At 74.1% G+C, this 14,468-nt stretch carries 13 protein-coding genes and 1 other RNA gene; 9 read left to right on the top strand and 5 right to left on the bottom strand.

Features of this window, described 5'->3' with window-relative positions; all coding sequences use genetic code 11:
* Positions 1–11: 11 nt before the first annotated feature.
* Positions 12–572, bottom strand: coding sequence for a hypothetical protein (locus AC3ANM_RS16980; protein WP_488285593.1), 561 nt, complete (start codon positions 570–572; stop codon positions 12–14).
* A gap of 112 nt (positions 573–684) precedes the next feature.
* Between AC3ANM_RS16980 and trxA the strand changes: the two genes are divergently transcribed.
* The gene (gene trxA, locus AC3ANM_RS16975; RefSeq protein ID WP_488285592.1) at positions 685–1,062 is read left to right on the top strand and encodes a thioredoxin; all 378 of its coding nucleotides are present in this window, start codon (positions 685–687) and stop codon (positions 1,060–1,062) included.
* Between the two features lie 12 nt (positions 1,063–1,074).
* Positions 1,075–1,695, top strand: coding sequence for a class I SAM-dependent methyltransferase (locus tag AC3ANM_RS16970; RefSeq protein ID WP_488285591.1), 621 nt, complete (start codon positions 1,075–1,077; stop codon positions 1,693–1,695).
* A 73-nt stretch (positions 1,696–1,768) separates the two neighbouring features.
* On the opposite strand, the gene AC3ANM_RS16965 is transcribed toward AC3ANM_RS16970, so the two are convergent.
* Positions 1,769–2,851, bottom strand: a complete 1,083-nt coding sequence (locus tag AC3ANM_RS16965; protein ID WP_488285590.1) for an acetate/propionate family kinase — start codon at positions 2,849–2,851, stop codon at positions 1,769–1,771.
* On the bottom strand, positions 2,848–5,238 hold the full coding sequence (locus tag AC3ANM_RS16960; RefSeq protein WP_488285589.1) for a phosphoketolase family protein: 2,391 nt from the start codon (positions 5,236–5,238) through the stop codon (positions 2,848–2,850). Before AC3ANM_RS16960 ends, AC3ANM_RS16965 begins: the two co-directional genes overlap by 4 nt.
* A 130-nt stretch (positions 5,239–5,368) precedes the next feature.
* On the opposite strand from AC3ANM_RS16960, the gene AC3ANM_RS16955 reads away from it, so the two are divergent.
* The 3 genes from AC3ANM_RS16955 to AC3ANM_RS16945 are packed head-to-tail and all read left to right on the top strand — an operon-like array spanning position 5,369 to position 7,590.
* Positions 5,369–6,367, top strand: coding sequence for a zinc-dependent alcohol dehydrogenase family protein (locus tag AC3ANM_RS16955; RefSeq protein WP_488285588.1), 999 nt, complete (start codon positions 5,369–5,371; stop codon positions 6,365–6,367).
* A gap of 54 nt (positions 6,368–6,421) precedes the next feature.
* The gene (locus AC3ANM_RS16950) at positions 6,422–6,931 is read left to right on the top strand and encodes a sigma-70 family RNA polymerase sigma factor (protein WP_488285587.1); all 510 of its coding nucleotides are present in this window, start codon (positions 6,422–6,424) and stop codon (positions 6,929–6,931) included.
* Positions 6,928–7,590: an anti-sigma factor family protein gene (locus AC3ANM_RS16945; RefSeq protein ID WP_488285586.1), complete on the top strand. Its 663-nt coding sequence runs from the start codon at positions 6,928–6,930 to the stop codon at positions 7,588–7,590. Before AC3ANM_RS16950 ends, AC3ANM_RS16945 begins: the two co-directional genes overlap by 4 nt.
* Positions 7,591–7,773: 183 nt before the next feature.
* Here the strand turns inward: AC3ANM_RS16945 and AC3ANM_RS16940 are convergent, their stop codons facing one another.
* The gene (locus tag AC3ANM_RS16940; RefSeq protein ID WP_488285585.1) at positions 7,774–8,337 is read right to left on the bottom strand and encodes a COG4315 family predicted lipoprotein; all 564 of its coding nucleotides are present in this window, start codon (positions 8,335–8,337) and stop codon (positions 7,774–7,776) included.
* 217 nt (positions 8,338–8,554) lie between these two features.
* On the opposite strand from AC3ANM_RS16940, the gene AC3ANM_RS16935 reads away from it, so the two are divergent.
* From AC3ANM_RS16935 to AC3ANM_RS16925, 3 genes are read left to right on the top strand one after another with little or no spacing between them, the layout of a single operon-like run.
* Complete coding sequence (locus AC3ANM_RS16935) at positions 8,555–9,241, top strand: peptidoglycan-binding protein (protein WP_488285584.1); 687 nt, start codon at positions 8,555–8,557, stop codon at positions 9,239–9,241.
* Positions 9,242–9,249: 8 nt separating this feature from the next.
* The gene (locus AC3ANM_RS16930; protein ID WP_488285583.1) at positions 9,250–11,643 is read left to right on the top strand and encodes a hypothetical protein; all 2,394 of its coding nucleotides are present in this window, start codon (positions 9,250–9,252) and stop codon (positions 11,641–11,643) included.
* A gap of 41 nt (positions 11,644–11,684) precedes the next feature.
* Positions 11,685–12,173 (top strand): hypothetical protein, encoded by a 489-nt coding sequence (locus AC3ANM_RS16925; protein WP_488285582.1) that lies wholly within the window; start codon positions 11,685–11,687, stop codon positions 12,171–12,173.
* Between the two features lie 728 nt (positions 12,174–12,901).
* Here AC3ANM_RS16925 and ssrA read toward each other — a convergent pair.
* Positions 12,902–13,268, bottom strand: a transfer-messenger RNA (tmRNA) gene (ssrA, locus tag AC3ANM_RS16920).
* A 182-nt stretch (positions 13,269–13,450) separates the two neighbouring features.
* Between ssrA and AC3ANM_RS16915 the strand changes: the two genes are divergently transcribed.
* Complete coding sequence (locus AC3ANM_RS16915; protein WP_488285581.1) at positions 13,451–14,464, top strand: ABC transporter ATP-binding protein; 1,014 nt, start codon at positions 13,451–13,453, stop codon at positions 14,462–14,464.
* The last annotated feature ends 4 nt before the right edge of the window (positions 14,465–14,468 follow it).

Raw genomic sequence — 14,468 nt, 5'->3', positions numbered from 1 at the left:
AAAGCCGCTGCTCAGGGTGTGCGCAGGCGACGGCGGCGCCGCCGACGCAGGCGGATCACCACGAGCCGCTCGGCGATCCGCTGGCCGTTGCGGGCCAGCCAGATGCACACCGCGGCGAGCGGCACCTCGACCACCAGCGCCATGCCCAGCGCGAGCACGAGATCCTTGTGGGTCGGGGCGGTGACGACGTCGAACCAGGCGTCGACGCACAGCATCGTGGCGGTCATCGAGGCCGCCACGGTCAGCGTCGGGGACCGGCGGAAGGCCGTCCACGCCGTCCACGCCAGCACGGCCAGCAGCGCCAGGTCGAAGCCGACCCAGGCCAGGTCGTAGTGCCGGGCCGTCGCCTTGGCGGGCAGGGTGATCGCCAGGTAGATGGCCCACGGCACCATGGCCGCCGCCAGCAGGGCGAACACCGGCCCCGCCCACGCCGCCCGACGGCCGGCCGCACCCAGCTCCCGGTCGCTGACCTCGGCCTCGTTGGGCACCGCGTCGTCGACCGCGCGAGCCACCTCCTCGACCGCGCCCTTGGCTGCGTCGACGGCCTCGCCGACCACCGACTCCTCGCTCATGGGGGCAACTCTCGCACGACGTGGGCCACCCCATGCGCCAACCGCGGGAAGCAGGACGCCACCAGCGCCGTTGTACCCCTCGACAGCCGCTTCACGATCGAAGGAACCAGAGATGGCGACCACCGCCCTGACCGCGCAGACGTTCGAGTCCACGGTGACCCGCGACGGCATCGTCCTGGTCGACTGGTGGGCCGAGTGGTGCGGTCCGTGCCGCATGTTCGCGCCCATCTTCGACCAGGCCTCGCAGGCCCACCCGGACATCACCTTCGGCAAGGTCGACACCGAGGCCGAGCAGAGCCTGTCCGCCGCGGCGGGGATCAGCTCCATCCCCACGCTGATGGCGTTCCGCGACGGGATCCTCGTCTTCGCCCAGCCGGGGGCGCTGCCCGCGCAGGCCCTCGAGCAGGTCATCACCGCGGTCCGCGAGCTCGACATGGACGAGGTGCGCGCCAAGGTCGCCGAGGAGGAGGCCGCGCGCGCCACGAGGTGACAGGCTGGCGTCATGGACGCCGACGCCTGGAACACCCGGTATGCCGGGTCCGACCTCGTGTGGTCGGCCACCCCGAACCAGTGGGTCGAACGCGAGCTGCGTGACGTCCGGCCCGGCCGGGCCGTGGACCTCGCCTGCGGCGAGGGACGCAACGCCCTGTGGCTGGCCTCGACCGGCTGGCAGGTGCGGGCGGTCGACTTCGCGCAGGAGGGCCTGGCCAAGGGGCGGGCGGAACAGTCCCGGCGCGAGGCCACCGGGGAGCACCTTGCCCTGGAGTGGGTCTGCGCCGACGTCGTGACCACCGAGCAGCCGGTGGCCTCGGCAGACCTGGTGCTCGTCTGCTACCTCCAGCTGCCGGCGCCGGAGCGGCGCAGCGCCCTTCGCCACGCCGCCGTGGCGGTCGCGCCGGGCGGAGTGCTGCTGGTCGTCGGTCACGACAGCAGCAACCTGCACGACGGCTGGGGTGGTCCGCAGGACCCGCGCGTGCTCTTCACGGCGGCCGACGTGGTCTCCGACGTCGAGGGCCTCGGGCTCATCACCGAGCGCGCCGACTGCGTGGAACGCCACGTCGAGACCGAGTCCGGGCCCCGGGTGGCCCTGGACGCCCTGGTCCGCCTGCGCCGGCCCGCCTGAGACCGGGCACCCCGCGCGAGGCGCGCCGGGGCACCCGAGGCGGGCACCCGGCATACCGGGGCGGTCTGCGGCGTCAGCCCCCGAGGGCCTGCCGGGTCTGCCGCGCGATCACCAGGTCCTCCCGCGCGGGCACCACGAGCACCCGCGGCCCGTCGCCGGTGCTGACGTCCACCTCCTCACTGCCGGCCCCCTCGTTGGCGACGGCGTCGAGGCGGATCCCCAGGAACGCCAGGGGCCCGGCCACCCGGCGGCGCAGCTCGGCCGAGCGCTCCCCCACCCCGCCGGTGAACACCAGGGCGTCCACGCCTCCCGCAGCGGCGGCCATCGCCCCCACGCCGGTGACGCACCGGTGCACCCACGTGTCGCGGGCCAGGACCGCGTCGGCGTGGCCCTCGGCCGCCCGCGCCAGGACCTCGCGCATGTCGGCGGTCCCGCAGAGCCCGAGCAGGCCCGAGCGGTGCTCCAGTGCGTCGCCCACCTCGTGCGGGCTCAGGCCCTCGTGCTCCTCCAGCCACAGCAGCAGCCCCGGGTCCACCGACCCCGACCGGGTGCCCATCACCAGCCCCTCCAGCGGGGTGAAGCCCATCGTGGTGTCCACCGCCCGGCCGTCGACGACCGCCGAGAGCGAGCAGCCGGAGCCGAGGTGGGCGACCACCACCCGTCCGCCGTCGCCGAGCAGCGCGTCGGCGCGCCCGCTGGCCCACTCGTGGGACAGGCCGTGGAAGCCGAACCGGCGCAGCTCCCAGCGGCGGGTCCAGTCGCCGGGCACCGCGTAGGTCCGGGCCGCCGCGGGCAGCTCCGCGAAGAAGGCCGTGTCGAAGCAGGCGACGGCCGGCACCCCCGGCAGCGCAGCGGCCACCGCGTCGAGCGCGGCCAGCGACTTGGGCTGGTGCAGTGGCGCCAGGTCGACCAGCTCCTCCAGCTCCGCCCGGGTCGCCTCGTCCACGCGGGTCGGCGCGATGAACCGGGTGCCCCCGTGGACCACCCGGTGCCCCACCGCGTCGACGCCGTCGAGGCGCCGGACCGCGGCGGCCAGCTCCTCCGGCGCGGCCCGGCCCGACGTGGCCGCGACCTCCTCGGCGTCGACCACCACGTCGTCGTCGAGCAGCGCCAGCTTGAGGCTGCTCGAGCCGGCGTTGACGGTCAGGACCCTCACGCGCCGGCCCCTTCGGACGGCGCGCCGTCGCGGTCCCAGGGCCAGGCCCAGCCGCTCACCGCAGGCTCGTCCTCGCCGTGCTCGCGGGTCCACGCCCGCGCGGCCATCCGCCGGTCCACCATCTCCTGGCGCAGCCCGGCGGCGCGGACCCCCAGCCCCGGGACCCGGTCGATGACGTCGATGACCAGGTGGAAGCGGTCGAGGTCGTTGAGCATGACCATGTCGAAGGGCGTGGTGGTGGTCCCCTCCTCCTTGTAGCCGCGCACGTGCAGGTTGGCGTGGTTGGTGCGCCGGTAGGTGAGGCGGTGGATCAGCCACGGGTAGCCGTGGAAGGCGAACACCACCGGGCGGTCGGTCGTGAACACCTCGTCGAAGTCACGGTCGGAGAGCCCGTGCGGGTGCTCCGCCGTCGGCTGGAGCCGCATGAGGTCGACGACGTTGACGACGCGGACGCGCAGGTCGGGCAAGTGCTGGCGCAGCAGGGCCGCCGCGGCCAGCGTCTCCAGGGTCGGCACGTCGCCCGCACACCCGAGCACGACGTCGGGCACCTCACCGCTGGAGGTGCCCGCCCACTCCCAGATCCCGACGCCCCGGGCGCAGTGGGCGCGCGCCTCCTCCAGCGTCAGGTAGTCCAGCGCCGGGTTCTTGCCGGCGACGATGACGTTGACCTTGTCGGTCCCGGCCAGGCAGTGCTCGGCCACGGCCAGCAGCGAGTTGGCGTCCGGGGGCAGGTAGACGCGGACGATCCCGGCCTTCTTGTTGACCACGTGGTCGATGAACCCGGGGTCCTGGTGGGAGAAGCCGTTGTGGTCCTGGCGCCAGACGTGGGAGGAGAGCAGGTAGTTCAGCGAGGGGATCGGCCGGCGCCACGGGATGTCCTTGGTGACCTTGAGCCACTTCGCGTGCTGGTTGAACATCGAGTCGACGATGTGCACGAAGGCCTCGTAGCAGTTGAACAACCCGTGCCGGCCGGTGAGCAGGTAGCCCTCGAGCCAGCCCTGGCACAGGTGCTCCGAGAGGACCTCCATGACCCGGCCGTCCGGCGCCAGGTGGTCGTCGTCGGCGTGCCGCTGGGCCATCCAGACCCGGTCGGTCACGTCGAAGACGTCCTGCAGGCGGTTGGACGCCGTCTCGTCCGGGCCCATGATGCGGAACCGATCGGGGTTGGCGCGCACCACCTCGCGCAGCCAGCCCCCGAGGACCTGGGTGGCCGCGCTGTCACCCCGGCCCGGGTGCTCGACCGCGACCGCGTGCGCCGCGAGGTCCGGCAGGTCCAGCGACCGGGTGAGCAGGCCCCCGTTGGCGTGGGGGTTGTCGCTCATCCGACGGTGCCCCTGCGGGGCGGCCGCGGTGAGGGCCGGCACCGGGGCGCCGTCCTCGTCGAAGAGCTCCTCGGGCCGGTAGGAGCGCAGCCACTCCTCGAGCATGGCCAGGTGCTCGGGATTGGTGCGCACCCCGGCCAGCGGCACCTGGTGGGAGCGGAACGTGCCCTCGACCGGCACCCCGTCGACCTCCCGCGGGCCGGTCCAGCCCTTGGGGGTCCGCAGCACCACCATCGGCCACAGGGGACGCTCGACCGGCTCGTCCGGGTCGGCCGAGCGCGCCCGCTCGCGGATGGCGTCGATGATGTCGAGCGCCTCGTCCAGGGTCCGGGCCAGGGCCTGGTGCACCTGCTCCGGGTCGTCACCGGTGACGAAGTGCGGGGCCCAGCCACAACCCCGGAGCAGCTGGTCCAGGGCCTCCTCGGGCATCCGGGCGAGGATCGTCGGCGCGGCGATCTTGTAGCCGTTGAGGTGCAGCACCGGCAGCACCGCGCCGTCGGTGACCGGGTTGAGGAACGCCGTGGAGTGCCAGCTCGCCGCGAGCGCCCCGGTCTCGGCCTCACCGTCGCCGACCACGCACGCCACGACGAGGTCCGGGTTGTCGAACGCCGCCCCGAAGGCGTGCGCCAGGGAGTAGCCGAGCTCGCCGCCCTCGTGGATCGAGCCCGGGGTCTCCGGTGCCACGTGGCTCGGGATGCCGCCGGGGAAGCTGAACTGCCGGAACAGCCGGCGCAGTCCGTCCTCGTCCTGGCCGACGTGCGGGTAGACCTCGCTGTAGGTCCCCTCCAGCCACGTGTTGGCCACGACGGCAGGACCGCCGTGGCCGGGGCCGGCCACGTAGACCATGTCCAGGTCCCGCTCCCGGATGAGGCGGTTCAGGTGCGCGTAGACCAGGCTCAGGCCCGGGCTGGTCCCCCAGTGCCCCAGCAGCCGGGGCTTGACGTGCTCGGCGCGCAACGGCTCGCGCAGCAAGGGGTTGTCCAGCAGGTAGATCTGGCCGACCGCGAGGTAGTTGGCGGCACGCCACCACAGGTCGACCGCCTCGAGGTCCGGGTCTAGAGCCATGGACGTCCCCTCCTGGTCGGGCACACGGCATACCGGTCCCCACGCTGGCCGACGCGCCTGCCCACCGCAACCGGTTCCACACGGGACCTTCGACCTGACTTGGCCGCCCCGCCCCGACCACGCTTCCGGCATGAAGGCGTGGATCGTGGACCGGCCCGGCCCCATCGGCAGCAGCCCCCTGCGCGAGCTGGAGCGGGAGGCGCCGGTGCCCGGGCCAGGGCAGGTCCGCCTGCGGGTGTCCTGCTGCGGGGTGTGCCGCACCGACCTGCACCTGGCCGAGGGCGACCTGGCGCCGCGCCGGCACGGCGTGATCCCCGGGCACGAGGTCGTCGGCGTGGTCGAGGCGCTCGGCCCCGGCGCGCGGCGGTTCGGCATCGGCGAGCGCATCGGGGTGGCGTGGCTGGGCGGGACGGACGGCACCTGCCGGTTCTGCCGGCGTGGGGAGGAGAACCTGTGCCTCTCCCCCACCTTCACCGGGTGGGACGTCGACGGCGGGTATGCCGAGGCGTGCGTCGTCGACGAGCGGTTCGCCTACGCGCTGCCCGATTCCCTCAGCGACGACCAGGCGGCGCCGATGCTGTGTGCCGGGATCATCGGCTACCGGGCACTGAAGGCGGCGGCCGTCCGCCCCGGCGGGGCGCTGGGGGTCTACGGCTTCGGCGGCAGCGCCCACCTGACCGCGCAGATCGCGCTCAAGCAGGGCATCCGGGTCCACGTCCTGACCCGCGGGGACCGCAACCGCCGCCTGGCCGCCGCGTTGGGCGCCGACTCGGTCGGCGGCCCCACCGACGAGCCGCCGGAGAAGCTCGACGGCGCCATCCTGTTCGCGCCCAGCGGCGAGCTCGTCCCGGTCGCGCTGCGGGCCCTCGACCGCGGGGGCACCGCCGCCGTCGCCGGCATCTGGATGTCGGACATCCCCTCGCTGAACTACGACCACGAGCTGTTCCAGGAGCGCCGGCTGCGCAGCGTCACGGCCAACACCCGCGCCGACGGGGAGGAGCTGCTCACCCTCGCCGCGCGCCTGGACATCCGGGCCACGACCCACTCCTACCCGCTGGCCTGGGCCGACGGGGCGCTGCGCGACCTCGCCATGGGCGTCTTCGACGGAGCGGCGGTGCTGCACCCCTGAGCCTGCCGGGTGAACCATGGAGGCGGCGGCCTCGTGGTGGCGGTGGGAGGTGTGGTGAGCGGAACCCCGGACGAGCTGATGCAGGCCCTGCACGCGGAGCACGCGGCGGCCCTGTGGGGCTTCTGCCTGCGCCTCACCGGCGGGGACCGCGCCCGGGCCGAGGACGTCGTCCAGGAGACCCTGCTGCGGGCGTGGAAGTCCCCGCGGGTGCTGGACCAGTCCGAGGGGTCCGCGCGCGCCTGGCTGTTCACCGTGGCGCGACGCGTCGTCATCGACGAATGGCGCTCGGCGCGATCCCGGCACGAGCTGCCGGTGGAGGACCCCCCGGAGGTCGCCGGCGCCGACCGCACGGACGCCCTGCTGGAGAAGTGGCTGGTTTCCGACGCGCTGACCCGTCTCTCCCCCGAGCACCGCGCGGTCCTGAGAGAGTGCTACTTCCAGGGCCGGTCCGTCGCGGAGGCGGCCCGGGTGCTCGAGATCCCCGAGGGCACGGTCAAGTCCCGGACCCACTACGCGCTGCGTGCGCTGCGCCTGGCACTGCAGGAGATGGGGGTGACGTCATGACGGTCGACCCGTTCGCCGAGCACGACGCTGCCTACGTGCTGGGCGCCCTGAGCCCGGAGGACCGGCGCACCTACGAGGAGCACCTGAGCGGGTGCCCGGACTGCGCGCGCGCGGTGGGCGAGCTCGCGGGTATGCCGGGCCTGCTCGCCAAGGTGGACCTCGCCGACCTGCTCGACGAGCCAGCGTCCCCACCTCCCCCGACGCTGCTGCCGGCGCTCGCGCGGGCGGTGCACCGCCGGCAGCTGCGCCGGCGGTGGACGGCCGCCCTGGGCGCCGTGGCCGCGGCCGGTCTGGCCGTGGGCCTGGCCGGCGGCCTGGCCCACTCCACCACGCCACCCGCCGCGCCGCCGACCGGCACCGCGCTGTCGCAGGTGTCGGCCACCTCGCTGCACGCGAGCGCCAGGCTCGTGGACGTGGCCTGGGGCACGCGGATCGACCTGACCTGCAGCTACGACACCCGCTACGGCCCCGACCCGGCGGCCTCCTACGTCCTCGTCGTGGTGGACCGCGCGGGGCACGCCGCCCAGGTGGCGAGCTGGGCGGCGGTGCCAGGGCGGATCTCGCTGGTCAGCGGTGCGAGCGCGGTGCACGCCGCCGACATCGCCCGCCTCGAGGTGCGGACCTCGACCGGCACCCCGGTCCTCCAGCTCACCACCTGACCGGCTGCCCTTCACCCCGCCATCCGGGCAGCCGCTCCGCTGCCCCGGACATCCCGGCGGCCGCTCCGCTGCCCCCGGACTGCTGCCCCTCCGGCGCAGGCGGACACCGCTCAGCCCGCGAATCCGCTCCGAAGACAGACGGATTCGCGGGCTGAGCGGTGTCCGGTCGGTGCCGGGCGCCCGTCAGTAGCCGTAGCGGCCCGTGCCGCTGCTGGTGGGGGACGCCTTGGCGGTGACCGGCTGGCCCGAGGGGGTCACGGCATACCAGGTGCCGCCGAAGGCCTGGACACCCTGACCGGTGACGTCGCCCGGCTTCTGGTCCTTCACGAAGGTGTAGAGCGGCCACCCGGCGGCGGTGAGCAGCTTGCCACCGCCCATCGACGCGGCGCTGGAGACCCGGGCCGTGACGCCGGGCAGGGTCGCAGGCATGCTCGCGGGCGCCGCAACGGCGGGCCAGTAGCTCAGGCACGACGTCGTACACGTGGAGTGCCCCGCGGGGGCCGAGGAGCTCTTGTCCGCGGTCAGCAGGTAGACGGTGCGACCGCGGGAGTCGACCAGCACCGGGCCGAGCGAGGTCGTGCGGACGGCCAGCACCGCGCCGGTGGCAGCCGGGCTGGACGTGGCAGAGCTGGGGGACGGGGCCGGCGAGGAGGACGCGCCGGACCCGGCGGACCCGCCGGACGAGGCCGTCCCGCACGCGGCGAGGGACAACAGGGCGACGGATCCGAGGGCGCTGAGGATGCGCATGGTGACCTCCAAAGGGACTCACTCCAGTCACGAGGTCGGGCCCACGGTCGTTCACCCCCACGGGGCACCCGATGTTTCCGCCGGAGCGGATGCGGGTAGGTAACCGTGCGTCGGGTGGGGGGACGACCGGCCCTCCCTCCCTTGCTGGCCGCGGCCCCGGACCCGGGCGCCGTGTGGGCACACGACGGCACCCCACGGTGCCGGGACGGAGTGACAGATGAGCGACCAGTTGGAGCCCCTGACCCCGGACGAGCTCGCCGCCGAGAGCGGCACGGCGCTCCCCGACAAGGAGGTGATCTCGCTGCTCGACCTCAACGCCGACCTCGACCTCGGCCTCGACGTGGCCTCCCCGATCGACCTGGCCGTCGCCGCCAACGCCAACGTCGCCGCGCCGATCAACGCCTCCGTGGGGGCCAACATCCTCTCGGCCGGCTCGGCCGCCGGCGCCCTCGCCCACCAGGACGTCCACATCGACCAGGGCCTCTCCGGCGACGCGATCGCCCATGCCCCCCAGGACAGCGCCATCCACCAGGGGACGCCGGACACGGGCACCTCCACCGGCGGGACGACTGACCCCACGGGCGGGACGACCACCCCCACGACCGGCACCTCCGGCAGCGGCGTCGACGCCGTGCCCACGACCTCCTCCGGCGCCCTCGACGGCAACCTGCTCAACGTCGACGTCAACGCCGCGGTGGACGCCAAGCTGGCCGCACCGATCGACGGAGCCGTCGCCGCCAACGCCAACGTCGCCGCGCCGATCGACGCCTCGGTCTCCGCCAACGTCGGCTCGATCGGCTCCGAGGCCACGGCGGTGGCCGACCAGAGCGCCTCGATCAGCCAGCACCTCGACGGGGTCACCGCGGACGCGACGGCCGACCAGACCTCGCAGATCTCCCAGTAGCCCGGTCGGTGAGCCTCACCTCGGAGTCCGACGCCACCTCCGCAGCGGCGGCTGACGCCTCGGCGTCAGCCGCCGCTGCGGCGGCGCCCAGCCGTGCCGACGGGATCGAGCTGCTCGGGGAGCTGCCCGGCTCCGGCTACCGCGTGCCCCCGGCGCTGGTCCGCCGTCTGGACGGCCAGACCATCCAGCTGACCCGGCTGCTGCACCTGGTCCTCGAGGCCGTCGACGGTCACCGCGGCCCGGAGGAGATCGCCACGGTGGTCAGCCAGCGCTTCGGCCGGCGGCTGACGAGCGAGGACGTGCTGACCCTGCTGGAGGGCAAGCTACGTCCGCTCGGGCTGCTCGCCGGGCCCGACGGCTCCCAGCCGCAGGTGCGCAAGGCCAACCCCTTGCTGGCGCTGCGCCTGCGCTACGTCGTCTCCGACCCCGCCGTCACCCGGCGGCTCACCGGCCCGTTCGCCGCGCTGTTCCACCCCGTCGTGGTCACGCTCGTCGTGCTGGCGTTCCTGGCCACCAGCGGCTGGGTGCTCTTCGAGAAGGGCCTCGCCTCCGCCACCCACGAGGCGTTCGCCCGCCCGGGCCTGCTGCTGCTGATCTTCGCCGTCACGGTGGTCTCCGCCGGGTTCCACGAGTTCGGGCACGCCTCGGCCTGCCGCTACGGCGGGGCGACGCCAGGGGCGCTGGGCGCCGGCCTCTACCTGGTCTGGCCGGCCTTCTACACCGACGTCACCGACAGCTACCGGCTGGGCAAGGCCGGACGCGTGCGGGTCGACCTGGGGGGCCTCTACTTCAACGCGATCGTCGCCGTGGCGATGTTCGGCATCTGGGCGGGGACCCGCTGGGACGCGCTGCTGCTCGTGCTCGTCGCCCAGGTCCTGCAGATGATTCGCCAGCTCGCGCCGTTCGTCCGCTTCGACGGCTACCACATCCTGGCCGACCTCACCGGGGTGCCCGACCTCTACGCCCGGATCAAGCCCACCCTGCTCGGGCTCTGGCCGCCGCGCTGGCACAGCCCCGAGGCCAGGGTGCTCAAGCCGTGGGCCCGGGCCGTGGTCAGCGCCTGGGTGCTGGTCGTCGTGCCCATGCTGCTGGTGTCGATGGTGCTGATGGTGGTCGCGCTGCCCCGGGTGGTCGGGACGGCGTGGGTCAACCTCGGGCGCCAGTGGGCCGCCCTCGACACCGCCTGGGCCGCCGGAGACGTCGCCCGCGTCGGAGTACGGCTGCTGTCGGTCGTGGCCATCGCCCTGCCGGTCCTGGCCTCCGCCTACCTGCTGGTGCGCATCGTGCGCCGGGTGGTGCGCTCGGTGTGGCGGTCCACCCGGGGCCACCCGGTCCGTCGTGCCCTCGCGGGGCTGCTGGCGCTGGTCCTCGTCGGCCTCCTGGCGTGGGCGTGGGTGCCGACCCCGGGCCGCTACCGCCCGATCCAGCCCTACGAGCGGGGCACCCTGGTGGACGCCGTCCCTGTCCGGGCCGCGGCCGGGCTGCAGGAGGGCCGGCAGGTCCGTGTCGCACACACGGTCTGGGCGTCGCGGATGCTGTTGCCCACGGCCGACCACCCCCGCCTGGCGATGGTCCTCGTGCCGCGCCCGGGCGTGGCCGCAGGCTCCGCCGCCGGGCAGGCTGCTGCGCCCGCCTGGGTCTTCCCGTTCAACCCGCCGGGCGCCCCGGGCCAGGGCGACAACCAGGCACTGGCCGTCAACACCACGGATGGCTCGACCCTCTACGACGTGGCGTTCGCCCTGGTGTGGGCGGACGACGGCTCGGTCACCAATCGCAACGAGGCCTGGGCTCTCGCCAGCTGCCGGTCCTGCCGCACGGTCGCCGTGGCGTTCCAGGTGGTGCTCGTCGTCGGCCAGGCCGACGTCGCCATCCCCCAGAACATCTCGGCCGCCGTCAACTACCGGTGCCTCCAGTGCCTGACCTACGCCCTCGCCCACCAGGTGGTGATCACGCTGCCGCGGGAGCTGACGCCGCAGGAGACCGCCCGCCTGGACGCCCTGTGGACGCAGATCGCGGCGTTCGGGACCCACCTGCAGGACCTGCCCCTGGACCAGATCCGCGGCCGTCTCGACGACTTCGCCGACCAGATCCGGTCGGTGCTGCAGCAGTCCCCACCCGCGCCGCCCACCCCGTCGGCGACATCACCCGCCTCAGTCGGAGGGACCGCACCTGCCTCCGCAGGCCCGGAGGCCAGCGCCACCCCGACGCCGACGGGCACCGCGCCCGAGCCCGCCGGGACCACGGCCCCCGCGCCGGTCCCGACTGCCCCCTCGACCGCCTCAGGCACGGACTCCCCCGCCCCCGGCGACACCGGCCCGGAGGCCACCGCGACCCCCACGGCCTCGACGACCACGTCCGAGCCGGCGCCGACCTCGACGGCTTCAGGGACCGCGACCGGCTGAGCGGCCGTCCCCCGGGCGTCGCTCAGCCGGTCGTGGTCGGCGTGGTGCCCGTCGTCGGGTCGGGCGTCGCGGACGTGCTGCTGCTCGTCGTGGGGTCGGTGGTCGTCGACGTCGTCGTCACCGTGGTCGTCGTCACCGTCGTCGTGCTGGTGGTCGGCGGGTCCGTGGTCGTCGTGGAGGTCGGCGGCGGGGTGCTCGTCGTCGGATCCGTCGTGGTCGTCGTGGGGGGCGGCGTGCTGGTCGTCGGGTCCGTCGTGGTCGTGGGCGGCGGGGTCGAGGTGGTGGGCGGTGGGGTCGAGGTCGTGGGCGGCGGCGTGCTGGTCGACGTCGGCGGTGGGGTGCTGGTCGACGTCGGCGGCGGGGTCGTCGACGTGGTGGGCGGCGGCGTGGACGTCGTCGACGTCGTCGGCGGAGGTGTCGAGGTGGTGCTCGTGGGCGGCGGCGGAGCACCGGGCGGAGGCGGCACGACCACGGGGACGCGGGTGATGCCCGGGGCGATGAAGCCGCCCGAACCGGTCGAGCGCAGGTAGGACGGGGTCCCTGCGACCGAGGAGGTCCCGACAGGAGCGCGGACCGCCAGCAGCGGCGAGGTGCCGGTGGTGGCGCCGGTGGTGCCACCCGTGCTGGCCGGTGGGGCGCTGGAGAGCCGTGGCAGCGTCAGACCCCACGGGTCGAACAACCCCTGACCCGGCTGCCCCAGCGCCCCTGCCTCCCCTCCCGGAGCCAACGCGGAGCCCCCCGCTCCGACCAGGCTGCCGGCCTCGCTCTCCTGCACCTGCTGGCCGGCGACCACGAACGCGGAGACCACGACGGCGCACGCCGTGGCCAATAGGCCGGCCTTGCCGATGACGATGACCCGCGGCGAGAGGTGCAGGCGGGGCGAGGACGCGGCAGCCTCGCCGGCGTCGGCGGCCTCGGCTCCCGACGCCGCACCCCACCGGTCTGGTCGCCCCGCCGGCTGCGGGAGGGGTGATGCTGGGCTGTCAGCAGTCATGGGTCCATCCGATCGACCTGCCGTCGGCGAGCGATCCCCTCACCTGCACGGGGCGTGTGTGACGCCGATTCGAGGCTAGTCAGCGGCGGGGGAACCCATCTCCCGCAAAGGGACGACGGCCCCCTGTCGCAAGGCACGTCGTCTGCCCGTCCGCCGTGCCAAGGCCCGCGTCACTCCGGCGTCGGACATGGCGTCGGACTTGGCGAAGGGCCCCGACCGGTGGTCGGGGCCCTTCAGGAAGTTCACAGTGCGACGGCCCGCGAGGGGTGGAGGTGGCGGGAATCGAACCCGCGTCCGCTGACGTGAATCCAGGGCTTCTCCGGGTGCAGTGCGCTGAGGATTTTCTCGGCCCCAGAGCTCGCGCGCACACGTCCTCTGACAGGCCCAGTCGAGTAAGAGTCCCGCGCAGTCCCCCGACATGACTGCGCAGCAAGCTACCTAGCTGACGCCAGGATCCCGGTCAGTAGCGAACCGGGGCTGACGGACTTCGGGGCTCGCTCAGGCGGCGAGGGCGAAGTCGGTGCGCTTGGAATTGGCACCTATTGGTTTACAGGGAGCGTTAACGAGATAACCCTGCATTCTCGACCCGCTTCCCCTGGAATGACGACCAACGTCGAAACCGATCACCCCCGTGGGGGCGGAACCGTCGCACTGTGCACTTGTCAAAGACAGCCGGCGTGCGGCTGCACACCAAGACTATCCGGGCAACGGCCGACGGCGCCAAACCATTCCCGGTATGCCGGGTGCCGCCTCCCGGGGGCCCGGGACGTCGGTCACTGGTGCGGTCACCGGCACCGCGCTTGGCTGACCGGCATGGACACCCAGCCCCACGGCATACCGGCCGGAACGCTCGGCGTGGCGACCCGGCCGTCCCCTGTTGCGGCGGAAGCCGGGCCGGTGCTGCGTGCCGAGCACCTGGCCAAGCGCTTCGGCGACCGCGTGGCGGTCGACGACATCGGCTTCGAGGTGGCGCCGGGTGAGACCTACGGCCTGCTCGGGCCCAACGGTGCGGGCAAGACCACGACGATCCGCCTCGTCTGCGGGCTGCTCACCCCCGACGCCGGGCACGTGTCCATCGGCGGCCACCCGATGGCGGGTGCGGCGATGCAGGCCAAGGACCTCGTCGGCTACGTGCCCCAGGAGGTGGCCCTCTACCCGGACCTGACGGCTCGGGAGAACCTGCGCTTCTTCGGCCGGCTCTACGCCTTGCCGCGCCGGGTCCTCGACGCCCGGATCGAGGAGGTGCTGGAGCTGGTAGACCTGCGCCAGCGCGGCGACGACCGGGTGGACTCCTTCTCCGGTGGCATGCGGCGGCGGCTCAACATCGGGGCCGGGCTGCTGCACCGGCCCACGCTGCTCGTGCTCGACGAGCCGACCGTGGGGGTCGACCCGCAGAGCCGGCACGCCATCCTCGAGAGCGTCCGGCGCTTCGGTGCCGGCGGGATGGCGGTGCTCTACACGACGCACTACATGGAAGAGGCCGAGCGCCTGTGCGACCGGGTGGGGATCATCGACCGGGGCCGGCTGGTCGCCGAGGGCACACGCCGCGAGCTGGTGTCCCGGCTGGGTGAGCGCGACCGGATCACGCTGGTCGCCACCGGCGACCTGGACCGGTTCGCGACCGCGTGCCGCTCCGTCCCGGGCGTCGACGGCGCGGACGTCAGCGGCACCGAGGTGCACCTGCTGGTGCGGGACGGGCGGCGCCTGTTGCCAGCAGTGCTGGAGACGGCCGAGCACAGCGGCGCCTCGGTCAAGTCGGTCGACGTCGCCGAGCCGGACCTCGAGGCCGTGTTCCTGCACCTGACCGGCACCGCGCTGCGGGAGTGAGGTC

The organism is Oryzihumus sp. JJN4-3R (assembly GCF_057747915.1).
Note: the sequence above shows the minus strand (reverse complement) of the source record. Positions and strands in the feature narration are given on the sequence as shown.